This is a genomic window from Candidatus Zixiibacteriota bacterium, assembly GCA_040753495.1.
In the GTDB taxonomy this organism is placed as follows: Bacteria; Zixibacteria; MSB-5A5; order GN15; family PGXB01; genus DYGG01.
On the sequence record JBFMEF010000004.1, the window covers coordinates 24,521 to 48,487 of the forward strand.

The window sequence follows — 23,967 nt, forward strand, 5'->3', positions numbered from 1 at the left end:
GGTTTCTTACCTCCCCTCTTCATCCTCCACATCTTCATCATCATAATCCTCTCCGGCAAGCGTATACCCCCCCTTGAGCATATCTTCCATCAAACCGAGCGCTTCCTCTTCATTTTCCGGATTGACCTGCACCTCATAAAAACCAGCCGCGAAGAGGTCCTTGGCAGATTCCCCCTTGACATAAAAATCTATGGCGGCATCATTCAGTATCGATTTGGCGAGGGCGAGAAGCCCGGCGTCCCCGGTAGTAAGCACGGTGACCAGTTCGGTATATTCCGGTTCCTCATCAGGCGGAAGAGTCTCTACCAGACGGCTGCCGCAGTCGGGACAGACGAAGAGACCGATTTCATATTCATATCTGCACTTGGGGCAAAACATCTCCCCTCCGTATCAAAGAAGTTTTTTCGGGCATGAATTTGCTGTCATTAATTGATTCAAGTTATCCAAATAGGCGCGGCAGGTCAAGAAAATTAGCGGTGGAGTTTATTCTGGTATTGCCATTTTTCCGGAAACAATTATATTTTGCAGTTGTTTAGTTTAGGAAAGTGGTGAAAAAGAGATGTTGATTCATATCTGCAAGTCGAAAATCCATCGGGCGACCATAACCGAAGCCAACGTTAACTACGAGGGCTCCATCACAATTGATTCCGATTTGATGCGGGCGGCCGATATAGTTCCTTTTGAGAAAGTCCAGATAGCCAATGTCACCAGCGGCGAACGGCTGGAGACCTATGTCATAGAAGGAAAAGCCGGCTCCGGGGTAATCTGCCTGAATGGCGCCGCCGCCCTCAAGGGAAAGGTGGGGGATATAATCATAATTATCGCCTATGCCCTGCTGGACCGCGAAAAAGCCGCCTACTATCAGCCTAAGTTTGTCAAAGTTGACAAACATAACAAAATCGTCTGACATAAATACCATATGAGCGTTAAAACTGCGGCTGTCATCCTTGCCGCCGGTCTGGGAAAGAGGATGAAATCGGACCTTCCCAAAGTCCTGCATACCATCAATGGCAAACCCCTGGTGCGGTACCTTCTGGAAACCCTCGCCAAACTTCCCTTTGAAAAGATTGTTGTCGTTATCGGTCACAAAGGGGAGATGGTGAAAGAAGAGCTGAAAGATTTCCCGGTGGAGTTTGTCTGGCAGAAAGACCAGCGCGGTACCGGTGATGCCGTCAAATGCGCCCTGCCGGTTCTGAAAGACTTTACCGGCTGTGTCGTCGTCGCTAATGGTGATGTGCCCTTTCTTGACCGGAGGACTCTGGAGTCAATGATTGCGGCGCATCATGAAAACGGCGCTAGCGCCACCTGTATGACGGTGGTGCTGGAAGATGCCAAAAATTACGGACGGATACTGCGGGTGGGAAATAGCGATCGGCTGGAAGCTATCGTTGAGAAAAAGGATGCCACCCCGGAGATTTTGAAAATTCGGGAAATCAATTCCGGAGTCTTCTGCTTCAACTCCGCGGAACTGTTCTGGTCACTTGGCTTCCTCGATGACAATAACGCGCAGCGAGAATATTATATAACCGATACAATCAAAATCCTCCAAGACGCCGGCAAACCATGCCGGGTGTTCCGCATCGATGACCCCTTTGAAGTGGAAGGAGTGAACTCCCCCGAGGAATTAAAGGCGCTGGAAATGGCATATAATTCCCGAAAGAGTTAAACTATTCAGCCCCGCCGACTGTATTAATATATAGACTAACCTGAATGCAGGATTTGGTCGATATTTAATTACGTAAAAATAGATTGACAAAATTTTAAAACTTGATAATTTCAATTATAGCCTGCGGACTTGCGGGGGAGTAAAGAAGAATGAGAACGCTTTTTATTACATTGGTATTCATAATCTTAGCCGGTTCCCTATCGGCTCAGTTTATTGATGAAGCCAGGTTGAAGACCTCCGACAAGGACTATCTGGGTCTCAAGCCTGCCGATAAGCCGTTTTCTCTTATAGACTTATCTCGCATAAAATGGAGCCATTCCTATTCCCTCAGTTATTTTTCCGGCGGGGGCGCCAGCGGCACCGCGGGACTATATACCGGCTCCTTATTCTATGAATTTTCGTCGGCTTTGTCGTTGGACCTGAGTTTGGGAGTCCTTCACAATCCCGGCAGTTTCTTTAACCGGAATATCAGCACCGATGCCGCCTTTCTTCCCGGTCTCAGGCTCGATTACCATCCTTCCGAAGAATTCCATCTGTCGGTGGGAGTCCAATCCTACCCTGGCAGCTACTACTACCCTTATTCACCTTACGATTACCGCTGGAGGTATGGACGCTGACCCGGCGTGGCATACATCCTTTAAAAAATGATAAGCAGCCATTCTTCGAATAGAAAAATCAAGAGACGAAGCGCCCGCCCGAAAAAGCATTCTCGTCTCTTGGAACTGATAATTCTGGCGGTTTTTGCCCTTGTGATCATTTATGGGGCAAGTTTCGCCTTGAAGATATCCAACGGGGTCTCCAAGACGGTTGACATACCGGTGGAAACGATCCGGGTGCAGCTGCTCAACGGTTGCGGTGTTCAGGGCGCCGCTAATGCGGTTGCCAGGGCGATATCCAGCCTGGTACAGCCGCCGCTGGATGTCGATGTGGTCGAGGTGTATGACTTTAAAGCCTATGACGTTAGGAAATGCTTTCTTATATCGCGCTCGCCGGAACTTGGCAAAGCCGTCAGTCTGGCGCGGGCGCTGGGGCTTGACGCCGACAATATCGTTTATGAACCGATTGAAAACAACTATCGCAGCATAGATGTAACCCTGGTATTGGGTACGGACTACGTGACGGTCTTCAAACCTTCAAAATAGGAGAATTTAGACAGGAACTTGAAGTTAACGGCCTTGTCTATCGCACGCACAGCAGGAAAGCTTGCTCTCACCAAAAAAGGTTACGACGTAAAAATCCTCAAACTCAAGAACCTCACTTCGGTTTGTGATTATTTTGTAATTATTACCGGCGATGTGGATGTCCATGTGCAGGCTATCGCCGACGCCGTTGATGAGGGTCTCCTCGAAAAAGGCGTCAGACCGTGGCATCGCGAAGGGACCAAAGGAGGCAAATGGATTCTGCTGGATTATGTTGATGTGGTCGTGCATATCTTTCAGAAATCTGCCCGTGATTTTTACGCTCTGGAGCGACTGTGGGGAGACGCTCCCGTGGAAGAAATTAGCTGAATAGCCCCCGATTGATATTTGTAAAAATCTGAAAATTCAATTTTTTAACTTATAAGGTATGTTATGGAAAGCACAGACCTTAAAAACAAGACTATTGCGGAGCTTCTGGAAATCGCCGAGTCTTTAGAAATCCCCGGCGTCTCCGGACTGCGCAAATCGGAACTGATTTACAAAGTGATGGAAGCCACCTCGGCAAAAGAAGAGGGGATGATTTTTGCCGAAGGGGTGCTCGAAATCCTCTCGGAGGGATACGGCTTCCTGCGCTCCCCGGACTATAACTATCTTCCGGGTCCGGATGATATTTATGTCTCTCCCTCGCAGATTAAGAGATTTGACCTCCGTACCGGCGATACTATTTCCGGACAGGTTCGTCCCCCCAAGGATAATGAGCGGTATTTTGCGCTTCTGAAGATTGAGGCGATAAATTTTGAAGACCCCGATGTCGCCAAACACAAAACCCTGTTTGACAATCTTACCCCCTTATATCCCAATGTTCCGTTCACTCTCGAGGTCAATCCCGATGAGCTGACCACGAGGATAATGGACCTGATGACCCCTATCGGCAAGGGGCAGCGCGCCCTGATTACTTCGCCGCCTAAGGCGGGGAAGACGATGATTCTGCAGAAAATCGCCAATTCCATCACCACCAATCATCCCGAGGTCAAACTAATCGTTCTGCTGATTGATGAGCGTCCCGAAGAAGTTACCGATATGCGTCGCTCGGTCAGAGGCGAAGTGATTTCCTCGACTTTTGATGAGCCGGCGGAGCGGCATGTGCAGGTCGCCGATATGGTGCTGGAAAAAGCCAAGCGGCTGGTTGAGCACCGGCATGATGTGGTGATTCTGCTTGACAGTATCACCCGTCTGGCGCGGGCACATAACGCCGTGGTGCCCCATTCCGGCAAAATCCTCTCCGGAGGCGTGGACAGCAACGCTCTGCATAAACCGAAACGGTTCTTTGGCGCCGCCCGTAATATCGAGGAAGGCGGTTCCCTGACTATCATCGGCACCGCCTTGATAGAAACCGGCTCCCGTATGGACGAGGTAATATTCGAAGAATTCAAAGGCACCGGCAACCTGGAAATGGTGCTTGACCGCAGGCTCTCTGATAGACGAATCTTCCCCGCCATGGACCTGAACCGCAGTTCCACCCGTAAGGAAGAGCTGCTGCTTCAGCCGGATGTTCTTCAAAAGGTCTGGATTCTGCGGAAATTCCTGGCTGAGATGAACCCTATCGAAGCGATGGAGTTCCTTCTCGACCGTATGAGGAAAACCAAGAACAACAAGCAGTTCCTGCAGTCGATGAAGGATTAGAGGGCAGTTATTGAAGTTTGGAATGCAGTCGTCATTTGACGACAGAGGCGGGATGCACTATCTCGCCTTTAAGAGCGCTGGCGGCGCAGGTCGCCGGCGATGCCACCAGCAACTCCCCTGAATCAGCTTCTGCCTTTGGTGATGCCGACAAATATGACGACGCCAGGCATCTCTCACCTCCGGCAATAAACCCAAAATTATCGAGGGGCGGATGAAGCGCCCCAGGATTCATGACAATAGCGCCCGCCTCGATAAAGGCGCGAATTAATCCCTTTTTGAGCGCTTCCAGGTAAACCGAGCGAGACCCCGGCAGCACATAGAACCGAACATCGGGATGAATTTTCTTCCCCTTAATAATGTCCGCCGCCAGTTTCAAATCGTCAAACCGTCCGTTGGCGCAGGAACCGAGAATTATCTTTTGAACCGATGTCCCCAATAACTCTTCCACTGGCATTACTTTTCCCGAACCGAAGACACGGGCAATTTGCGGCGTTAAGGTCGTCGCCGTCAGTTCCAGTTCATCAGCATAAACCGCATCCTTGTCGGCAAGTGCCGGTCGATACGGCATCTTGGTCCGTCCGTGCAAGAATCGTCGAGTCACAGCGTCAAAAGGGAAGATTGCCGAATGCACCCCCAGGGTTGCCGATTGATGCGCCAGATTAAATCGGTCCGACATCGACAGCATCGGGACGGTTGAACCATAAAATTCAATCGCCTGTCCCTGCCAGGCGCCATTCTTGGCGTTGGCGACGAACCAGAGCGCGATATCCTGCGCCGTCACGCCCTCTTGCATCTTGCCGTTCATGACCACTTTCACCGTCCGGGGGGTACTAAGGGAGACTTTTCCCTTAGCCCAGAGGTTAGCCATATGGGCGATACCAATATTGAATGCAAATGAGCCAATAGCGCCATGGGCAACTGCGAACTGCTCGGAGCCGGCCGCAAACTGGCCCGGAAGGACCTGGCCCCGCTCCAGAATAATCTGGTGACACGCCCCCTCCCGGGAATCGAAAAAATGCTTGATATTCTGCCGACGGGCAAATTCGCGTACGGCAAAATAGTCAGCCGCTCTTTCCGCGGTGATGTCGGCGCCGGTCTCATTCAGGACTATAATTACCCGCCCCGGATTCCAGACAAAATTCACCCCGAGCTCCCGAAACTGCTTTACAACGGTAGATGAGTTATCGTCACAGATTGCCAGGTCCGGTTCAATCGAGACTGTTTCGCCCGGCTCCACTTTCGCTTTTTCCGCCTTTTCCGCCAGGATTTTCTGGGAGATAGTCTGTCGACCGTAGTTGGCGCGGCGGATGGCGGCGCGGCCGGAATCATCAAGATTCAGCTCCAGCTGCTCCAGTTTTAGAAAAGCCGGTTTCTCCAGGATATTATATTTGCGTCGCCAGTTGTAGAAAGCCGCCTTGGAAATGCCGATTTCCAGGCCGCAGCGGTAATCATCCCCGAAGCGCTCCCAGAGGTCGCGCACTTCACGCTCCGAAAACTTCGGAAACGTATTCCGCGGGACATTCTTTTTGCGCCGCCAGTAGGCAACCAGATGCGCCGTGACACCGCCGAGTCGCTCGGCGATTTTCTCATCGGTCTTATAGAGTCTTTGTAATTGTATTAGTTCCGCTTTGGTCGGGATTTTTGTTCGGGGCATACCGAATCGAATCCTTTTCTCAGCATGTCATATATCATTCCCAGATCGAATGATACCACCCTGGTTTTGCTTATCACCGGCATGAAGCTGGTGTCTTCGTTCCAGCGGGGAACTATATGCATATGAATATGCCCGGGCACCCCGGCCCCCGAGCCACGCCCCAGGTTCATTCCTAAATTAAACGACTGCGGATTGAGTGTGAGACGGAGCACCCGCGTCGTCAATTTGACCAGTTCCAAAAATTCCGTCGATTCCTCCGCCGTCATGCTTTCCAGCGATTTGATATGCCGCTTGGGGACGACCATAACATGACCGGAGTTGTACGGGAACTTATTCATTATGACAAATATTCTCTTGCCGCGATAGACAATCAAATCCCGGCTGTCCTGCCGGCGACGAATGCGGTTGCAGAAGATGCAACCTTTTTCTTTCTTGCCAAGAATATATTCCGACCGCCAGGGAGCCCAGATGAATTTTTCCTCCATAGGGCGTTAATATACACAAATTCCCGCCGCCGCCAAATGGTTTTTGCGCCGTTGAATATGATGCACCCTTAAAAAAAGAAGCCCCGCATATGGGGGCCTCTATAGCATCGAAAAGAAAATCCGTGGCGGTTATTTCTTGCCGCTCTTTTTGGGTTTCTTCTTTTCTTTCTTGGTCGGGGTTTTCCCTGCCATTGTTTTACCTCCCGTAAAACGGTGTCGGCTTTTTGTGACCCACCCTCAGGCGGATCGGGGTCGAAGAGTCTTTCGCAGAATCTTCGGTTGTCGACTCAAAATCTTTCTTATAAAAGATTTTCGTCAATTTTATCGACTTCTTAAATTATTTGGCAAGTATTTTTTTTGATAACCCGAATATTTGCGGCAGGTCAACCGGTCTTCATTCGCCAAAGTAGATGAAACGGTCAAGGAGTTTCACATATTCCGACCAGCCGGTGTCGCTCTTTTCGCGGATACGCTCAATCGCGCCCATCTTGGAATCGATTTCGTCGGCGTAAAACAGGATGAAGGCTTCCGGAATCTGCGGCACCACCGGTGAGGCATATTCAAGCAACCCCTGATGTGAAAGAATCATATGGCGCAGGCGCATCAGCAGGTTGGGCGGAAAGGACTCTATCTGCTCGGCGCGCCGCGCCACTATATGGTCCGCCCAGCAGATATGTCCTATCAATCGCCCTTCATCGGAATAGTCAATAAATGACGTAATCTTGTACTGCGATATTTTCCCCATATCGTGAAACAACCCGCCGCAGATGAGCAGGTCTTTATCAAGGCGGGGATAGCGCAGGGAGATATCGAGGCAGAGTTCGGCGACATTGACAGAATGCTCGGCAAGACCGCCGATATGGGCATGATGCCAGAGTTTGCCGGCTGCGGCGGTCAGATAGGCTTTAAAAAACGGCTCATCATTCCAAAAACTGTCGAGCAACTTGCGCAGATGCCCCTTCTCCACCCTTTCGCTGAGAGCGAGAACTTTCCCCCGCAGTTCCTCTTCGGAAAATCGGGAGCGGGGGAGTATCTGCGCCAAATCATATTCCTCGCTCTTTGCCAACCGGATTTTGACCACTTTCAGCTGCGGTTTACCCCGATAGTCGCCGACGACCCCTTTGATTTTGACCACTTCCCCCTCTTTCAGCTCTTCCAGCGCCGGAAGTTCCGGTTCCCACCAGACACCCGCGATTCGTCCCGAGGCATCGCCAAACTCAAAGGTCATAAAGTTATTCCCGGAATATTCCTTCAACTCCGCCTTACGGATGCTGAGATAGGCGGTGACGGTATCATTGAGAACAAAATCTTTTATCATAAATAGGCTCGGGGCATATCCCAGACTGTAAAATAAAGAGAATCGTTGGGAAGGGAAAGCGATTTTTCTTTTACCCCGACGGTTGAAAATTTATATTGTGCAGTATGATTAAAATCCTGAATCGGTATATCCTGATCGAGCATATCCCGCCCTTCTTCTTTTCGGTCTTCATTATTACGTTTGTTCTGGTGCTGGAAACCATTCCCAAGATTGTGGAAATGGTCATTGATAAGAATATATCGGCCGGGGTGGTGTTTGAGTTGATTTTTCTCAACCTTGCCTGGATGATTGCCCTTTCGGTGCCAATGGCAGTGCTGGTGGCGACGCTTCTGGCTTTCGGGCGGCTCACTTCCGATTCAGAAATCATCGCTATTAAGACCTCCGGCATAAATTTAATACGGGTTCTCACGCCGCTCATGATTGCGGCGGCGCTTCTGACCGCCGCCATGATTGAATTTAACGACAAAGTCCTGCCTGACTGGAATCACCGGGCACGGGTGCTGACCGGCGACATCCGCTCCATGCGCCCCACCCTGACCTTCAGACCGGGCGTCTTCATCACCGATGTCTCCGGGTACATTATTCTCATTAACAAGATAAACCACACCACTTCCGAAGTCGAAGGGGTGCGCATCACCGACTCCAAAGACCCCCGGCAGCCGCGCCTTATTGTGGCTGAATCGGGATTAATGAAATTCATCGACAACGGGCAGACTGTGCAATTCACGCTTTACAACGGCGAACTGCATATGCTGGATGCCCGCGAACCCTCCAATTACCGCAAGGTCGATTTCAAAGAGCAGGTGATTAATGTCGGCGGGGTAGGCTCAGAACTGCGCCGGTCGGAATCGACCTTCCGCACCGACCGGGAGATGAATATTGCTCAGATGAAGGAAGTGGTAGTGAGGGCTGACAGCGCCATTATGCCCTTTCGTCAGCGAACCGAGAAAAGCATTGAGAATAAGTTGAGTTTCCTGTTCTCCGATTCTTTAAAGTATCCATACGATTCAACTCTTACCGATTCGGCGGCATTAACCCTCCTTAAAGTCGATATGCAAAGTCTTTACCTGAAACTGAAGCGGGAAGGGGAGCAGATTAACGAGCAAAAGAAGACGGTGCACAAATACCAGATTGAGATTTATAAAAAATACTCCATACCGGCGGCGTCATTTGCCTTTATCTTGATAGGCGCGCCCCTGGGAATTCTGTCGCGCAGAGGGGGGATGGGAGTCGCCGTGACCATTTCGCTTCTGCTTTTCACCGTCTATTGGGCATTTTTGATCGGGGGGGAAGACCTCTCTGACCGGGGCTATATTTCACCGTTCTGGGCGATGTGGTCAGCCAATATCCTGGTGGGGGGAATTGGTCTCTATCTTCTGATAAAAGTCATTACCGAGCGTCCCTTATTCGCTTTTTTCCGGAGATGAAATGCTCAAAGTCGTTGACCGCTATCTCCTCCGTCATTTTATTGCCGCCCTGCTGTTAGTTGCTTTTGCTTTCGGCATTCTGATTGTCATTATCAATATGATTGAGGAACTGCGCGATTTTATCGACAACCGGGTGCCGCTGCTGGAAGTTGTCACCTATTACGCCTACTTTGCCGGTTGGATTCTCAAGTCGTTCCTTCCTGTTTTTGTACTGCTGGCGGCGCTGATTTCCATCGGAATTCTGGCTCGCCGCAACGAGATTCTGGCAATGAAGACCAGCGGCTTGTCGCTCTATCGCATTGCGGCGCCGCTTCTCATATTCTCTTTTCTTCTGAGTCTTGGGCATATCTATTATAACGAGTTTATCTTCCCCGAGCCGAATAAGAGACGGGTGGAGATGAAAGAATACACCATCAAAAAACGCCCCCGCGATTCGCGCGAAACCTCCCGCAACATTTATCGTCAAGTCAGCAAGGACCTTTTTTTCATCATTAATACTTATAATGTCGCCGCCCGTGAAGGTGCTGAAATCAAACTGTACCGCTCGGTTGAAAACCGGCTGACGGAATTTATCACCGCCAAAAAAATCCGATATACTGAGAATAACTGGATGCTTTATGACGGCGTCCGAAGAGTCTTTGGCGACAGTTCGGAAGCGTATTTTACCTTCGATTCGCTCTCGGCCGCCTACATTCAGGATAAACCGTCCGATTTCGAGGTGCCGCTGGGAAAACCGGAAGATATGGGGTACCGGGAACTGGAGCGGTATATAGGATTAATGAAACGGACCGGCGGACCGTATCGGCGCGAACTGGTCGACCTTAAAATCAAGCTGGCCTTTCCTTTTTCATCGTTTATAGTCATCTTAATATGTGTCCCGATTGCCTCTAATCCGAAACGGGGGGGAATCGCCGTCTCTTTTGCCCTGGGCGCCGGTATTGCCCTTCTTTACTTTGTTGCCTTCAAGTTGACACAATCTTTCGGCTACAACGAGAAACTCTCCCCCGATGTCGCGGCATGGAGCATCAATGCCGCTTTCTTCCTCGTCGGGCTGGTAATACTGTTTACATCGAAAAAATAGGCACTGTTCATCCCGGCGGTTCAAAAATAAAGGCGGCATTGCGCCGCCTTCTTTGATTAAAGCAATTTTCTGATTTCTAACTTAGCGGTCCGATAGCCGCCTCCACTTCGCGCAAAATCTCACCTGACTTCACCAGCTCTTTCATTCTGGTATGGTCGGGATAGAGGGGACGGTCAATATCCAGGAAGTCGACATGGCGCCGAATCACTTCCTTCGCCTTAGTCGTGCCTTTGCCGAAATTGTAATCCCGAAGGTCCAGCGCCTGGGCCGCCGCCATCATCTCAATCCCCAGAACCCCATAACCATTATCCAGAATCTGAAAGTTTTTTATAGCGGTATTCATTCCCATCGAAACAAAATCTTCCTGGTCGGCGGCCGCTGGAATTGATTGAATTGAAGCCGGCATTGAGAGAATCCTCTGCTCAACTATTAACGAATCGGCCGTATATTGGCTCAGCATCAAGCCGGAAAACATACCGGCTCCCTTTGTCAAAAACGGCGGCAGACCGACACTGAGCGCCGGATTATTTAAGCGATTCATCCGTCTTTCGGAGAGAACGGAAACCATAGTGATAGCCGCTCCCGCCATATCCATCGGCAGAGAAACCGGCGTTCCCTGGAAATTGGCGCCGGAGAGCTGCAGGTTTTCATCGGCGAAGAATATCGGATTATCGCCCACCCCGTTGAGCTCAATTTCCACCTGGGAGCGGGCATACGCCAGGGCATCGTGTGCCGCCCCGATAACCTGGGGAGTGGAGCGCATCGAATAGGCGTCCTGTACTTTGCTCTTAATTTTTCCTTCCGCCAGGTCGCCCCCTTCGATACATTTACGAATCGCCCGAGCGGTGCGCATTGCCCCGGAAAAGCCGCGCACTTCATGAATTTTCGGATGGTATGGCTTCATGTTCGCCTTCAGCGCCTCCAGCGACATAGCGGTGGCAATCTCCGCCTGTTTGAGCCAGTTATTGGCATCGACCAGAAAGATAGCGCTCATCGCCGTCAGCATATTAGAGCCGTTTATAAAGCCCAGCCCGTCGCGCGCTTTAAGCCCCGGAACCGGTATTCCGGCTCTTTACCTCGCTGCTTTGCCGTCCAGAAGCTCCCCTCTATAGTACGCTTTCCCTTCGCCCATCATCAGCAGCGCCATCTGTGCCATCGGAGCCAGGTCGCCACAGGCTCCCACCGAGCCTTTCTGGCAGACATAAGGAGTCACCCCCCGGTTTAGCATCTCCACCATGGTCAGGGTGATTTCGGGACGGATACCGGAATGCCCCTTGGCGTGTACGTTTATTCTCGATGCCAGCGCCCCCCGGACATATTCTATCGGCGCCGGGTCGCCGATTCCGGCAGCATGGTTATATATCAGATATTTCTGAAAATCCTGGACCTGGTCATCAGTCAGAACTACCTCGGAGAACTCCCCGATACCGGTATTTATGCCATACATTATCTCGCGGGCTTCTATTTTCTTCTCGAGCATAGCCCGGCACCGCTTTATCCGCTCCTGCGCTTCCGGAGCCAGCCGGACTTCTTCATTATTTCGGGCAATTGAGGTCAGTTTTTCAACGGTCAGTCCGCTGCCATTTAATACAACAGTCATATTTTCCTCTCACCAAATCTGGTCAATTATGGATTCTTCACTTCAGGATTAGACCGAAATCTCATTCATCCTGAAGCCCAGAGGAATCTTTGGGACGGTATCGGGACAGGACAACCGGCGCCATTCCAATCAAAAGTCGCGCCGGAGACGACCTGACATGATGGAATTTCTTCATACGCAGATGAATATATAATTGCCCTTCTCCAAGTCAATAGGTTTGGTCTCAGACAACAGGGCAAAACAGCCGATAAGATAAAAAACAGTTGCGCAATAGGTTGAAATCTATGAAGTTTGGTTTCATTGCAGGTCACAAAAAGCTAAGCAATATGAAAGGAGTAAAAGTGAAAAAGATTCTCTTAGTCCTCCTGTTGGCAGTACTGGTGGCGGGATGCGGCTCCTCTAAAAAGGTCTATCGCATCGAGCCGGGGACAGTTACCGACCTGAGCGGGAAATGGAATGATACTGATGCCCGTCTGGTTGCCGAGGAGATGATTCGCGATTGTGTGTCGCGCCCCTGGCTGACCGAATTTGCGGCGGCAAAAGGAACCAAGCCGGTGGTGACCGTCGGCACCATTCGCAACAACAGCAGCGAGCATATCGATACGGAAGTCTTCACCACTGATTTTGAGAGAGAGTTAATCAACAGCGGTCAGGTTCGGTTTGTCGCCAGCCGCGACCAGAAACAGGAAATTCGCGAGGAACGTTTTGACCAGCAGGAATTTGCCTCTCCGGAGACAATGAAACAGATTCGCGCCGAGACCGGCGCCGATTTCATTCTTCTCGGCGGTATTAAGAGCATCGTCGATGAAGTCGAGGGCGTTCGGGTTGTCTTCTACCAGACCGACCTGGAGATGGTCAATATCGAGACCATGGAAAAAGTCTGGATTGGCACTAAGAAAATCAAGAAAGAGATTTCACGCAGCAAAACCAAGTGGTAATCCCAGCCTTTAAAAAGCGCGTTGCCGCGGGAGCAGGAGCGGTTTTCCTGCTCCTGGCTGTCTTGTGCTTTTACGGTTGCGGCTCCATGGCAACCCGCAAGGGGTTCTATGACCCGATTGCACTGGAGTTGCAAAACGGCAACTACGCCGCCGCCGTGCAACAGCTGGAAAAGGCTAAGGCGGAGGGGAAATATGACGGCAAAGACCGCTTTCTTTACTATGCCGATGCCGGTTTTGGGTATCATTATTCTTCAGAATACGACTCCAGCATCAGCCGATTGACTGACGCTGAAAATGCCGCGGAAGAGCTTTTCACGAGAAGCATTTCCCGGGCAGCTCTTTCCATGATTCTGAACGATAATGCCCTGGAATACGCCGGCGAAGATTATGAAGTCCTCTATACCAATCTTTTCAAAGCGCTGAACTTCATTGCCAAGAACGATGGCGAGGGAGCCTTCGTTGAAATCCGACGGGCTAATGAGAAGCTGAATCTGCTGGAAATCAAATACAACGAGGCGGCTCGTCAATTCAACGATGGCCTCAATACCGACACGGCTAAAATCAGGCTGGAGTATCAGGCAAAGAAGATTCGCTTCAACAATTCCGCCTTTGCCCGATACCTGAGCATGCATATGTATGCCGCCGCCGGCAAGATGGATGACGCCCGTATCGATTACGATTTCCTCCAGAACGCCTTTCTGGAGCAACCCCATATCTACAACCACGCGCCCCCTCCCGTGCAGTATCACTCAAAGCAAGGATTATTGAGCATCGTCGGGTTGACCGGGCTGTCGCCTGTTAAAGAAGAATTGGCGCTGCGACTTCGAACCGACAAGGACCTCGACCTGATTCAGGTTTTCTACACCGACCCGGAGCGGCAGGAAACCGAGTATGGCCATATCCCGGCGCCGATAGGTGAAGATTACTATTTTAAGTTCTCCATTCCGGAGATTGTCTCGAGACCCTCTTCTATAGAGAGAATCGAGGTCTTGGCTAATGACCGTGTATTAGGCGAACTGCACCTGCTGGAAGATGTAGGGCGGGTGGCGCAAGAGACCTTTGAAGCCAAAAAGTCGCTGATTTATCTTCGCACCATCGCTCGCGCCGTCACCAAAGGATTGGCAACGCACAAAATGAAGAAAAAGGCTGACACCGGCGGTCTGGGGGGATGGCTCAAGAAGGCGGCTATTGATGTCGCCTCTGATATTACTGAGAATGCCGATTTGCGTTGCTGCCGGATGCTTCCGGGAAAAATATATGCGGCCGATTTTGAACTTCCCCCCGGAATCTATGACCTGAATATCCGCTTCTATGGTTTCGGCGGCGTTTTGCTGGAAGAGAGACTTATCCCCCAATATGAAGTCCTGAAAAACGGTCTCAACCTCGTGGAAGCCTTCTGCCTTCGTTGAGAGCGCCGTCGTAATAGCGCTTCGGTAAAGCGTCTCTACTTCTCTAATTCCGCCTTCAGAAAGTCAATCACCTTCACCGGTGTCGGGTCAACATTGTTCAAGACGGCCAGATAGAAAGACATAAAATCCCCCAGCTGAATCAGCGAGAAAAGCCTTCCCAGCGTGAAATCGCCGTGTGAAAATATATCGACTACCTCAACCTCGGTTTTTTCGATTATCAGACGGACAATTTCCATCCGGCGCTTTATCCGGTCATGGTCGTCATTGTCTCGAAGATAGACAACTATCAGTTTTTCCCGGTACGGCTCAATGACATTCCATCCGACCAGTTCATTGTGGTTAAACTCCGCGAACTGGTTATTAAAAGCGAGACATTTGGCGTTTTCGCAGATTTGCCCTTTCCAGCGGGTGCCGACAGCATCGGTCAACTCCGGTCCCGAATAGATGACAGGGATGCGATTATGCAGTTTCAATGCCAGCGCCTTGGCCGGGTTCTTGTCGATATCTACTTCGGCGGCGTAACGGTCGCGATACGCCTTCAGCCCCATCGCCAGTTCCTCGATGTCGCTGTCAACTTTACCCGTAAGGCCCAATTTCGCCAGAAGAAAAAGCAGCGGCACAAATGAGTAGCCCAGCGCCGAGCGGGGCGGGTATCCTTTCGGCAGTTCCACCAGCGGGTACTTTTTCTTGCGGGCTATCTCCGCCACTTTTCCCCCGGAGGTGATACAGGCGATTTTGGCTTTCTTTTTCATCGCTTCACTCATCGCCGATAGAGTCTCTTCGGTATTTCCGGAGTACGACGAAATCACCACCAGCGACTTATTGCTGACGAAAGCAGGGAGACGATAATGCCGGCAGATATAAAAGGGAATCTTGAATGACCCCTGTACGTAAGAGCGGACCAGGTCACCCCCAATAGCGGAGCCGCCCATTCCCGCGACAATCAGATTCCTGATACCTGCGAATTTCTTCTTATCAATCTTTATTGCCTTCCCGATTTGCATCGCCTGCTCAATCTGCTCCGGGAAGCGATAAATTTTATCATACATCCCCTGGGGGTCAAGTTCCTTCATTTTTCGGACATCATTAAGCGCTTCCATGGCACTCCCTGCTCATTATTGTAAGGACATATTATAATCGAGAAGTCGTCCTTCGACTTCCTTCAGATTTTTCAGTTTGAGGACTTCATCCGCCAGCCGGACGGCGTCATCGCAGCGCATCTTGGAAACTATCTGGCAGGCGTTGAATAGGCGGGAAGGATTCATCGACAATTGATTAATCCCCATCCCGATTAAAAGCGGGATATTGAGCGGGTCGCCCGACATTTCGCCGCAGACGGCAATTGGAATATTATGATTCCGGGCGGCGTCGATAGACATCTTAATGAGCCGCAGAACCGCCGGATGGAGGGGATTGAATATCTTGACCAGGCGCTCATTGTCGCGGTCGGCGGCAAGAGTGTACTGGGTCAGGTCATTGGAGCCGATTGAAAAGAAAGATACTCTCTCGGCAAGAGCTTCGGCCGCCACCGCCGCCGATGGCACCTCAATCATCACTCCCACCTGGATTTCCTGGTCAAACGGTATTTTCTCCTTGCGCAGCTCCACCATGGAGCGCCGCAGAAGACTCATCGCTTTGCGCAGTTCGGCGATGTCGGCTATCATCGGCAGAAGAATCCTGATATTGCCCCGTTTCGATGCCCTCAATATAGCCCGCAACTGGTCGCGGAAAATCTTTGGCATATCCAGCGCCGCTCTAATCCCGCGCCAGCCCAGAGCCGGATTGCTCTCTTTTAACTGACGGTCATCAGAAAAATACTTATCGGAGCCAAGATCGAACGTCCGAATCACTACCGCCTTAGGATGATACCGCGCCGCGACCCGGTCATAAACTTCAAACTGCTGGTCTTCGGAGGGAAATTTGCCGTTCTGAAGGTAGAGAAATTCGGTGCGATATAAGCCGACTCCGATTTTTTTCGACGCCAGAATGTCATCAATTGGACCGGGAAGGTCGATATTGGCAGCAAGCTCTATCTCTTTATTGTCGGCGGTGCGAGGCGGAAACTGGGGAAGTTTCTGCAGCCGCTCGATATGCCGTCCGGTCAGCTTCGCTTTCCGGCGGCGCAACTCGCTCCATTCCTCCGCCGGCAGATTGACCCGGACTATCCCCTCATCCCCGTCAACCACCACCCGGTCTCCTGATTTTATCTTTAGATGCGCCTGCTCAACGCCCACCACTGTCGGTATCAGAAGCGAGCGGGCAATCAAAGCCATATGCGTTACGGCGCTGCCGCCTGTGGTTACTATCGCCGCCGCTTTCCTTTCATAGAGCGAGAGCACCTCGCCCGGCGTGAATTCTTTGGCGACAAATACGCAGTCGGGCGGAAAGACCGCCTCCTGATGTTCCCCCAGTCCGGCAAGATGATTGATTATCCGCTGCGACACCGCTTCGATATCATAAACCATCTGACGCATATACGGGTCAGGCGAAACCCGAAGAGGAGAGACAGTTTCTTCAATCAGGCGGCTGTAAACATACTCGGCGTTTTTCCGGTCGGACTTGATTTCTTCTTTCACTCGCTTCAGGAATTCCCGGTCGGAGGCAATCATCATCTGCGAATCAAAAATTTTGGCGACCGGCCCGCCTATTTTCTGCCCGGCTGACTTACGCCATTTCTCCAATTCCACCAGGGTCTCATCGACAGCGTTATCCAGTTTCTCGATTTCATCATCTACTTGCGATTCCGGTATCAGATGTTCCTCGATTGACTGCACCCATTTAAATATAATGCGGGCTTCTCCGAAAGCGAAGCCCCCGGAGGCCGGAATTCCTTTTAGCAATAAGCTCTTTTTCTGAATCGTCATTGGATTAATTCTCAGTGTTCTCTTCAAAAATAGCGGTACCTGAAATCAAAAGCAACTCAATTATAAATCCTTGAGGTCGCCAAATCCGGAGTTGACCAGATTGACCAGGTCTTCCAGCGCGCTCTGCTCATCTTCCCCCTCGGTATAGATAATCAATTCGCTGCCCTGCTCGGCGGCCAACATCATCACCCCCATAATCGATTTGCCGTTCACCTTCAACCCCTGTTTTTCGACAAAAACATCCGATTTATATTTGGAGGCATGGCTGACAAACATAGCCGAGGGGCGCGCATGCATCCCCAGGCGATTGACAATTCTTACCGACTGCTGCACCATAATTTCAGTTCAATATATATCTTTTCCCCGCCAATTCCCTAATTAAACCTTTCAGCTCCAGCGCCAGAAGAATCGGCATCAGTTCCGTAACGGGAGTGTTCATCTGGCGCGAGAGCGCGTCCAGATGCACCGGTCCCGAGGCAAATAACTGAATCACCTTTTCTTCCGTTGCCGTCAATTCCGCGGCAAGTTTTGCCTGTTGCGCTTTAACCTCCCCTTTAAGTCGCGGCAGTTCGGCGAAAATATCTTCCACCGAGGTCAGGAGTTTGGCGCCTTCTTTAATCAATCGGTTAGTCCCTTTGCTTGTTTCCAGTCGCGGTGAACCGGGAACGGCGAAAACTTCGCGGTTCTGCGACAGGGCATGCCCGGCAGTCGAAAGCGCCCCGGAGCGCTCCGCCGCTTCTATTATGACCACCCCTTGAGATAGCCCCGATATTATCCGGTTCCGCTTGGGGAAATTAGGTCCAAAAGGAACCGTGCCGGGCAGATATTCCGAGAAAATAGCTCCCTTCTCGATTATCTTCTTAGCCAGTTCTCTCCCTTCAGGCGGATAGATAGTCTCCAGCGAACAGCCGAAGACCGCAATGGTCCGTCCGCCGGCATTCAGCGCCCCCCGGTGCGCCGAAATATCGGTGCCGCGAGCCATCCCCGAAATTACCGTCACGCCGTTCTCGGCGAGAGTGCCGGCGAGATTTTCGGCGAATAGACGTCCCTCCTCCGACGTAGAGCGCGAGCCTACAATCGCTATGGCGAGATTGTCCGTTTCGCGATATTCGCCCAGATAAAACAGGTACGGCGGACGGTCCGGTATTTCTTTGAGGGGAGAGGGATAATCGGAATCATCATACAGATAATACCGCCATCCCAGTTTCTCTATCTCGTCGACGATTTTCTGGGCGTTTTGCCGGTTCTGGCCATCTCTTATGCGCCGCGAAATTTCCGCGCCGAAACCGGGTAAAGTCGCCAGAGTCGATTCTGATGCCTTCAGTACTTCGGAAATCGAGCTGAAAGCGCTCACCAGTTGATAGAACCGGGAGGGCCCAATGCCCGGAATCAAGGATAAGTTAATCAGCTCCGCTAATTTCTCTTTTCTATCGCTGTCGGTCAAGCTCATGTTCTATTCTATTCAGAAGCTTCTTTATGCCGGCGCCGGACTGCGCCGAGCAGAAAATATAATCGGGTGAGACTTTCTTTGAAATCGCCTTTAATCTTTTCGGGTCCATCAGGTCAATCTTGTTCAATACAACCAAATGAGGTCTCTTGAGAAGCTCCCGGTCAAATTGGTACAATTCATTTTTCAAAATCTCCAGCGTCTTGTCGATGTCATCAGCTGTGAATATATCAATCAGGTAAATAATGACCCGCGTCCTCTGTATATGCTTCAGAAATTGAATGCCAAGCCCTTTCCCTTCGGCGGCGCCTTCGATAATACCGGGAATATCGGCAAGGACAAAGGACTTAAATTCGCGCAGACGAACAATGCCCAGATTTGGCACCAGTGTCGTAAAAGGATAATCGGCGATTTTGGGGCGGGCGTCCGATAAGCGCGACAGCAGGGTCGATTTGCCGGCATTGGGCAGCCCCACCAATCCCACATCGGCTAAGAGCTTTAGTTCCAGGGCTATTTTAACCGTTTCACCGGGGCGCCCTTTATCGGCATGTCGCGGCGCCTGGTTGACAGATGATTTAAACTGGGCGTTGCCACGGCCGCCAATTCCTCCCCGGGCGACCAGAACCTCTTTCCCTTCCTGACTCAGGTCCGCTACCGGTTGACCGGTCTCAAGGTTGCTAATCATGGTGCCGACCGGCACGCGAATTACGATATCTTCGCCGTCACGACCGGTCTTTAAACCCCCCTGTCCCGGCTGCCCGTTTTCCGCCCTATAAACTTTTTTGTATCTGAAATCAAGAAGGGTCGCCAGATTGCTGTCGGCTCTGAAAATGACATTTCCGCCGCGGCCGCCATTGCCGCCATCAGGCCCCCCCTTGGGGACATATTTCTCATGACGAAAAGATATCGCCCCCGGTCCGCCATGCCCGGCGCTTACCTCAATTTCGGCGTAATCAATAAACATAGTTCTCTCAATAAGAGCAATTCGGCGGCAATATAAGAAAAAGATAGCCGGTAACCAAGATAAGCCCCGCTCTCAAATTGAAAAATTATCGCTTTATATATTGAGCCAGTTTCTGTTTGAACTCGGCGCGGTCAATATCCTGCTCCATCTGCCCGTCAAAAGTAATAGATATCGCGCCGGTTTCCTCCGAAACCACCACCGCCACGGCATCGGAAACTTCCGTTACACCGATAGCCGCTTTGTGCCGCATCCCGTACAATTTGCGATACTGTGGGTTCTGTGACAGGGGGAGAGTGCAGGCCGCCGCGGCAATTACGTCACCGGTCAAAATAATGGCGCCATCATGAAGGGGGGTATAAGGGGTAAACAGGGTGGATATCACTTCTGCCGATATCTGGGCATTCAATTCCTTGCCGGTTTCGATGTAATTCCGGAGTCCCACTCCGCGCTCAAACACTATTAATCCGCCGTAGCGCAGCTCCGAGAGGCGAATCACCGCGCGGGTAACCTCTTCCACCGATTTCTGTTCCTCCACCCGAAAAAGATAGCGGATGAAACGGGAGTGTCCCATATGCGCTAAAGCCGAGCGCAGTTCCGGCTGGAAGACAACCACCAGAATGATAAAACCGATGGTAGCCAGGTTGGAGAAAAGCCACGACAGCCCCTCCAGTTGAAACCAGAAAGCGATAAAGGCGACTACAAAAATAAGGACCAGGCCGGTGACCATCTGAGCCGCCCGTGTCCCTTTCATAAGCGCCAGCAATTGATAAATAATCAGAGAGACAATTATAATATCGAGCAGGTCTATCAACCGAAAGGTCAGAAATCCAAAATGAAATAGTTCCATCTCAATTCGCCCCGTTTATCGCTTTGAATACTTTTACCGCCTCTATAGTCGCCGCCACATCGTGCACGCGCAGAATATCGGCGCCTTTCATCATACCCAGTAGCGCTGAGGCAATGGAGCCGCCGATTCGTTTTTCCGGCTGGTCTTTGATACCGGTAATAAGTCCTATGAACGACTTTCTCGATGTTCCCAGCATCAGGGGGAAACCCAGACGTCTGAACCGGTCGAGATGAATCAAAATATCGATATTGTCTTCAAGCCTCTTGCCGAATCCGATGCCGGGGTCAAGAACAATACGGCCACGGCTGATTCCCTGGCGAAGGCAATACTCCACCCGCTCTTCAAAGAACTTGCTGATTTCCGCAATACAGTCGTCATAATAAGGGGCTTGCTGCATCGTCTTTGGCTCCCCCAGCATATGCATCAGCACCACCACCGCCTCAAAATCCCTGACTACCGCCGCCATTTCCCGGTCAAAGCGAAGCGCCGAAATATCATTTATGATTTCTGCCCCCGCTTCCAGGGAGCGACGAGCCACTTCCGCTTTGGCTGTATCGACCGAAATTGCCGCCTGCGAAAACTGCCTGACCGCCTTCACCATCGGAACCACCCGCTGCAGCTCATCCTCAACACTGACCGGTTCCGACCCGGGGCGGGAAGACTCCCCTCCAATATCGATTATATCCGCCCCCTCCTGAAGAATCTCTTTCGCTCGATTCAGGGCGGCGCTCCAACTGAAATACCGGCCGCCGTCTGAAAATGAATCGGGGGTGACATTCAGAACTCCCATAATGGCCGGAGACTCGAATATAAATCTTCGTGGTCCATGTAGAACTATCTTTTTCGACATTGCGGTAGTTATATTCGGCATGGTTTCAATTCTAATATCCGTTTCTCAATATAGAAACGCGAAAAAGTGTTGGCAATATATTTGTAGAGCGCCGGCAGATGATACGGCGGCGGAAAACGTCTGAAATTGCTACTGCTTTATCAACGCCATCGCTTCGGCGCGGGTGGCATCTTTGCGCAATACCCCTCGGATAGCCGAGGTCACCGTTTTTGAGCCGGGCTTCTTGACCCCAATCATAGTCAGGCAGAGATGTTCCGCTTCGATTATCACCAGAATCCCTTTGGGCGCAATTATCTCTCCAATGGTGTCGGCGATTGCCGATGTTAGATTCTCCTGCACCGTCGGACGGTGCGAGAGAACTTCCACAATATTCACTAAATTGGAGAAGCCGGTGATTTTGTTTCTTTGGGGTATATAAGCGATATGCACTTTGCCGAAAAAGGGGAGTAGATGGTGCTCGCAGAGAGAATAAAAAGAGATGTCGCGGACAATAATCAGTTCATCTTTATTACTGGAGGAATATAGTTTTAGTGTTCTTTCCGGGCGGGCTTTCAGCCCTGACAGCACCTGCTGGTAGAACTCGAATATCCGTTCCGGCGTCCTCTTGAGTCCTTCCCGTTCGGGGTCTTCGCCGATACCTTCCAGAATCAGCCGTACCCCTTTTGTAATCTTATTCTTGTCCATCAGGGTTGCGGCGCCGGCGCTGGCGCCACCACGCTCTCCGGTCCGGCTGCCCCGATAATTTCATCCAGCTGATGACCGTCCAGAACCTCTTTCTCCAGAAGCGCTTCAGCTACTTTGTCAAGAAGCTCACGATTCTTGGTCAATATCTCCATCGCCCGATTTTCCGCCTTCAAGACTATTGCGCGCACTTCTTCATCAATTAAACGGGCTGTCTCCTCGGAATAATCCCTATGCTGGGCGATTTCGCGCCCCAGGAAAATCTGCTCTTCCCTCTTGCCGAAGGTCAGAGGTCCCAGCTTTTCCGACATTCCCCAACGACAAACCATATTCTGGGCAATCTCGGTGATTCGCCGCAGGTCATCGGAGGCGCCGGTAGAAAGCTGGTCAAAAACCACTTTCTCGGCGACTCGTCCTCCCATAGCGTAAACCAGCCGCGTCTCCAGGTAGTCTTTCGAGTGGGTGCGGCGCTCATCGAGAGGAAGATAATGCGTTACTCCCAGCGCCAGACCACGGGGAATGATTGTTACTTTATGAACCGGGTCGGCATGAGGCAGGAATTTGGATACGAGAGCATGCCCCGCTTCATGATAGGCTATAATTTTCTTCTCCACTTCAGGAATGACCAGCGACCGCCGTTCCGCGCCCATCATCACCTTATCTTTTGCTTCCTCGAAATCCTGCATCGTCACGGCATCACGATTCTTCCGCGCCGCCAGAAGAGCCGCCTCATTGACCATATTGGCTAAATCGGCGCCGGACATTCCCGGCGTGCCGCGGGCGAGGATCTCCATATTTATATCTTCGCTCAGTTTTATCTTCTTGGCGTGAACCTTCAGAATCCCCTCGCGGCCCCGCACGTCCGGCGAATCGACCACTATCTGACGGTCAAACCGTCCAGGGCGGGTCAAGGCCGGGTCGAGAATGTCGGGACGGTTAGTAGCGGCAATCAGTATAACCCCATCGTTCGATTCAAAGCCGTCCATTTCGACCAGAAGTTGATTGAGAGTCTGCTCACGTTCATCATGACCGCCGCCCAAACCGGCGCCACGGTGACGCCCAACAGCGTCAATTTCATCTATAAATATAATACAGGGAGCGTTCTTTTTCCCCTGCTCGAACAGGTCGCGGACACGGCTGGCGCCGACGCCGACAAACATCTCCACAAAATCAGAGCCAGACATCGAGAAAAAGGGGACACCGGCTTCACCGGCGACTGCCCGCGCCAAAAGAGTTTTCCCCGAACCGGGCGGTCCCAAAAGCAAGGCGCCTTTGGGTATCTTTCCCCCCAGCTTCTGAAATTTGCCCGGGTCTTTTAAGAATTCTATTATCTCTCGCAACTCCTCTTTGGCTTCATCGACACCGGCGACATCATTGAAGGTGACCTTGGGACGCTCATCGGTGAGCAGCTTGGCGCGGCTCTTGCCAAAAGAGAAAAGTCCCCGCGGTCCCCCGCCGCCCTGCATCTGGCGAAGGAAAAAGAGCCAGATGAATATCAAGAGAAACCAGGGGGCGATAGATATCAGAACCGAAAAGTAATTGGGTCCCTCGGTCTTGGCAGAAATAGTTACCCCGGCTTTTTCCAGCCGATCCACTAATGTGAAGCTGTTATCTTCGAATGGAATGCGGGCTTTGAACTTGGTGAATCGTCCCGGAGTATTCCCCGAAATAAGGGCTGTTTCCGTCTTCAACTTTCCCTCAATCTCCCGCTCAATAAAGGTAACGGAGGCAATATTGTCGTTCTCCAGTTGCTTCAGGAATTCACTGTAGCTGATTTCCGCCACATCTTTGCTGGAGGAACTGTAAACGCTGTAAATCAGAATGAATGCCAGTATAATTACCAGCCAGAATGCCAGCGACTTGGCGGGACCTTTCCAGGAAAAAGAATCTCTTCCATCCGGGTCCTCTTTGGAG

Annotated in this window: 23 protein-coding genes and 1 pseudogene; 10 read left to right on the forward strand and 14 right to left on the reverse strand. The window is 51.2% G+C overall.

The features are described from left to right. Window positions 1-6: 6 nt before the first annotated feature. On the reverse strand, window positions 7-378 hold the full coding sequence (locus AB1690_00235) for a hypothetical protein (protein MEW6013732.1): 372 nt from the start codon (window positions 376-378) through the stop codon (window positions 7-9). A gap of 181 nt (window positions 379-559) precedes the next feature. Here AB1690_00235 and panD point away from each other — a divergent pair, with 181 nt between their 5' ends. The 6 genes from panD to rho all read left to right on the forward strand — a co-directional run bounded on the left by panD (window position 560) and on the right by rho (window position 4,488). Further along, on the forward strand, window positions 560-907 hold the full coding sequence (gene panD, locus AB1690_00240) for an aspartate 1-decarboxylase (protein MEW6013733.1): 348 nt from the start codon (window positions 560-562) through the stop codon (window positions 905-907). Between the two features lie 12 nt (window positions 908-919). After that, a complete protein-coding gene (locus tag AB1690_00245) occupies window positions 920-1,666 on the forward strand; it encodes an NTP transferase domain-containing protein (protein MEW6013734.1) in 747 nt (248 codons plus the stop codon). 149 nt (window positions 1,667-1,815) lie between these two features. Further along, window positions 1,816-2,283, forward strand: coding sequence for a hypothetical protein (locus AB1690_00250; GenBank protein ID MEW6013735.1), 468 nt, complete (start codon window positions 1,816-1,818; stop codon window positions 2,281-2,283). 27 nt (window positions 2,284-2,310) lie between these two features. Further along, window positions 2,311-2,808: a LytR C-terminal domain-containing protein gene (locus AB1690_00255; protein MEW6013736.1), complete on the forward strand. Its 498-nt coding sequence runs from the start codon at window positions 2,311-2,313 to the stop codon at window positions 2,806-2,808. A gap of 33 nt (window positions 2,809-2,841) precedes the next feature. Continuing rightward, window positions 2,842-3,174, forward strand: coding sequence for a ribosome silencing factor (gene rsfS, locus AB1690_00260; GenBank protein ID MEW6013737.1), 333 nt, complete (start codon window positions 2,842-2,844; stop codon window positions 3,172-3,174). 63 nt (window positions 3,175-3,237) lie between these two features. Next, on the forward strand, window positions 3,238-4,488 hold the full coding sequence (gene rho / locus AB1690_00265) for a transcription termination factor Rho (GenBank protein MEW6013738.1): 1,251 nt from the start codon (window positions 3,238-3,240) through the stop codon (window positions 4,486-4,488). 31 nt (window positions 4,489-4,519) lie between these two features. On the opposite strand, the gene AB1690_00270 is transcribed toward rho, so the two are convergent. The 3 genes from AB1690_00270 to AB1690_00280 form a co-directional block, all read right to left on the reverse strand. Then, window positions 4,520-6,142 (reverse strand): aconitase family protein, encoded by a 1,623-nt coding sequence (locus tag AB1690_00270; GenBank protein MEW6013739.1) that lies wholly within the window; start codon window positions 6,140-6,142, stop codon window positions 4,520-4,522. Beyond that, entirely contained in the window at window positions 6,106-6,627 is a 522-nt protein-coding gene (locus tag AB1690_00275; protein MEW6013740.1) for an HIT domain-containing protein, read from the reverse strand. The genes AB1690_00270 and AB1690_00275 overlap by 37 nt, the downstream gene beginning before the upstream one ends. 394 nt (window positions 6,628-7,021) lie before the next feature. Next, entirely contained in the window at window positions 7,022-7,945 is a 924-nt protein-coding gene (locus AB1690_00280; GenBank protein MEW6013741.1) for an HD domain-containing protein, read from the reverse strand. Window positions 7,946-8,049: 104 nt separating this feature from the next. On the opposite strand from AB1690_00280, the gene AB1690_00285 reads away from it, so the two are divergent. Together AB1690_00285 and AB1690_00290 are read left to right on the forward strand one after the other, a co-directional pair. Continuing rightward, entirely contained in the window at window positions 8,050-9,372 is a 1,323-nt protein-coding gene (locus tag AB1690_00285) for an LptF/LptG family permease (protein ID MEW6013742.1), read from the forward strand. Window position 9,373: 1 nt separating this feature from the next. Next, window positions 9,374-10,453 (forward strand): LptF/LptG family permease, encoded by a 1,080-nt coding sequence (locus AB1690_00290; protein ID MEW6013743.1) that lies wholly within the window; start codon window positions 9,374-9,376, stop codon window positions 10,451-10,453. A gap of 76 nt (window positions 10,454-10,529) precedes the next feature. Here the strand turns inward: AB1690_00290 and AB1690_00295 are convergent. Beyond that, window positions 10,530-12,053 (reverse strand): annotated as a pseudogene (locus tag AB1690_00295) (aromatic amino acid ammonia-lyase). 341 nt (window positions 12,054-12,394) lie between these two features. On the opposite strand from AB1690_00295, the gene AB1690_00300 reads away from it, so the two are divergent. Beyond that, complete coding sequence (locus AB1690_00300; protein MEW6013744.1) at window positions 12,395-12,991, forward strand: penicillin-binding protein activator LpoB; 597 nt, start codon at window positions 12,395-12,397, stop codon at window positions 12,989-12,991. Between the two features lie 86 nt (window positions 12,992-13,077). Then, window positions 13,078-14,400: a hypothetical protein gene (locus tag AB1690_00305; GenBank protein MEW6013745.1), complete on the forward strand. Its 1,323-nt coding sequence runs from the start codon at window positions 13,078-13,080 to the stop codon at window positions 14,398-14,400. Between the two features lie 35 nt (window positions 14,401-14,435). Here the strand turns inward: AB1690_00305 and AB1690_00310 are convergent, their stop codons facing one another. The 9 genes from AB1690_00310 to ftsH all read right to left on the reverse strand — a co-directional run bounded on the left by AB1690_00310 (window position 14,436) and on the right by ftsH (window position 23,909). After that, window positions 14,436-15,500 carry a bifunctional phosphoglucose/phosphomannose isomerase gene (locus tag AB1690_00310; protein MEW6013746.1) on the reverse strand — a complete coding sequence of 355 codons (1,065 nt, stop codon included), beginning with the start codon at window positions 15,498-15,500 and terminating at the stop codon, window positions 14,436-14,438. Between the two features lie 15 nt (window positions 15,501-15,515). After that, on the reverse strand, window positions 15,516-17,264 hold the full coding sequence (gene ptsP / locus AB1690_00315) for a phosphoenolpyruvate--protein phosphotransferase (protein ID MEW6013747.1): 1,749 nt from the start codon (window positions 17,262-17,264) through the stop codon (window positions 15,516-15,518). Between the two features lie 60 nt (window positions 17,265-17,324). Further along, the gene (locus AB1690_00320) at window positions 17,325-17,600 is read right to left on the reverse strand and encodes an HPr family phosphocarrier protein (protein ID MEW6013748.1); all 276 of its coding nucleotides are present in this window, start codon (window positions 17,598-17,600) and stop codon (window positions 17,325-17,327) included. Window positions 17,601-17,604: 4 nt separating this feature from the next. After that, window positions 17,605-18,714, reverse strand: a complete 1,110-nt coding sequence (gene dprA / locus AB1690_00325) for a DNA-processing protein DprA (protein MEW6013749.1) — start codon at window positions 18,712-18,714, stop codon at window positions 17,605-17,607. Further along, on the reverse strand, window positions 18,692-19,675 hold the full coding sequence (gene obgE / locus AB1690_00330; protein ID MEW6013750.1) for a GTPase ObgE: 984 nt from the start codon (window positions 19,673-19,675) through the stop codon (window positions 18,692-18,694). Before obgE ends, dprA begins: the two co-directional genes overlap by 23 nt. 85 nt (window positions 19,676-19,760) lie before the next feature. Then, window positions 19,761-20,522 (reverse strand): diadenylate cyclase CdaA, encoded by a 762-nt coding sequence (gene cdaA, locus AB1690_00335; protein MEW6013751.1) that lies wholly within the window; start codon window positions 20,520-20,522, stop codon window positions 19,761-19,763. A 1-nt stretch (window position 20,523) separates the two neighbouring features. Next, a complete protein-coding gene (folP, locus tag AB1690_00340; GenBank protein MEW6013752.1) occupies window positions 20,524-21,312 on the reverse strand; it encodes a dihydropteroate synthase in 789 nt (262 codons plus the stop codon). Between the two features lie 189 nt (window positions 21,313-21,501). Beyond that, window positions 21,502-22,056: a GTP cyclohydrolase I FolE gene (folE, locus tag AB1690_00345; GenBank protein ID MEW6013753.1), complete on the reverse strand. Its 555-nt coding sequence runs from the start codon at window positions 22,054-22,056 to the stop codon at window positions 21,502-21,504. After that, window positions 22,056-23,909: an ATP-dependent zinc metalloprotease FtsH gene (gene ftsH, locus AB1690_00350; GenBank protein MEW6013754.1), complete on the reverse strand. Its 1,854-nt coding sequence runs from the start codon at window positions 23,907-23,909 to the stop codon at window positions 22,056-22,058. The genes folE and ftsH overlap by 1 nt, the downstream gene beginning before the upstream one ends. Window positions 23,910-23,967: the final 58 nt, after the last annotated feature.

Bases quoted from the DNA above. Each gene is read 5' to 3' on its own strand.
- AB1690_00235 (MEW6013732.1), bottom strand. From the start codon at position 378: ATGTTTTGCCCCAAGTGCAGATATGAATATGAAATCGGTCTCTTCGTC.
- panD (MEW6013733.1), top strand. From the start codon at position 560: ATGTTGATTCATATCTGCAAGTCGAAAATCCATCGGGCGACCATAACC.
- AB1690_00245 (MEW6013734.1), top strand. From the start codon at position 920: ATGAGCGTTAAAACTGCGGCTGTCATCCTTGCCGCCGGTCTGGGAAAG.
- AB1690_00250 (MEW6013735.1), top strand. From the start codon at position 1,816: ATGAGAACGCTTTTTATTACATTGGTATTCATAATCTTAGCCGGTTCC.
- AB1690_00255 (MEW6013736.1), top strand. From the start codon at position 2,311: ATGATAAGCAGCCATTCTTCGAATAGAAAAATCAAGAGACGAAGCGCC.
- rho (MEW6013738.1), top strand. From the start codon at position 3,238: ATGGAAAGCACAGACCTTAAAAACAAGACTATTGCGGAGCTTCTGGAA.
- AB1690_00270 (MEW6013739.1), bottom strand. From the start codon at position 6,142: ATGCCCCGAACAAAAATCCCGACCAAAGCGGAACTAATACAATTACAA.
- AB1690_00275 (MEW6013740.1), bottom strand. From the start codon at position 6,627: ATGGAGGAAAAATTCATCTGGGCTCCCTGGCGGTCGGAATATATTCTT.
- AB1690_00280 (MEW6013741.1), bottom strand. From the start codon at position 7,945: ATGATAAAAGATTTTGTTCTCAATGATACCGTCACCGCCTATCTCAGC.
- AB1690_00285 (MEW6013742.1), top strand. From the start codon at position 8,050: ATGATTAAAATCCTGAATCGGTATATCCTGATCGAGCATATCCCGCCC.
- AB1690_00290 (MEW6013743.1), top strand. From the start codon at position 9,374: ATGCTCAAAGTCGTTGACCGCTATCTCCTCCGTCATTTTATTGCCGCC.
- AB1690_00305 (MEW6013745.1), top strand. From the start codon at position 13,078: ATGGCAACCCGCAAGGGGTTCTATGACCCGATTGCACTGGAGTTGCAA.
- AB1690_00310 (MEW6013746.1), bottom strand. From the start codon at position 15,500: ATGGAAGCGCTTAATGATGTCCGAAAAATGAAGGAACTTGACCCCCAG.
- ptsP (MEW6013747.1), bottom strand. From the start codon at position 17,264: ATGACGATTCAGAAAAAGAGCTTATTGCTAAAAGGAATTCCGGCCTCC.
- AB1690_00320 (MEW6013748.1), bottom strand. From the start codon at position 17,600: ATGGTGCAGCAGTCGGTAAGAATTGTCAATCGCCTGGGGATGCATGCG.
- dprA (MEW6013749.1), bottom strand. From the start codon at position 18,714: ATGAGCTTGACCGACAGCGATAGAAAAGAGAAATTAGCGGAGCTGATT.
- obgE (MEW6013750.1), bottom strand. From the start codon at position 19,675: ATGTTTATTGATTACGCCGAAATTGAGGTAAGCGCCGGGCATGGCGGA.
- cdaA (MEW6013751.1), bottom strand. From the start codon at position 20,522: ATGGAACTATTTCATTTTGGATTTCTGACCTTTCGGTTGATAGACCTG.
- folP (MEW6013752.1), bottom strand. From the start codon at position 21,312: ATGGGAGTTCTGAATGTCACCCCCGATTCATTTTCAGACGGCGGCCGG.
- folE (MEW6013753.1), bottom strand. From the start codon at position 22,056: ATGGACAAGAATAAGATTACAAAAGGGGTACGGCTGATTCTGGAAGGT.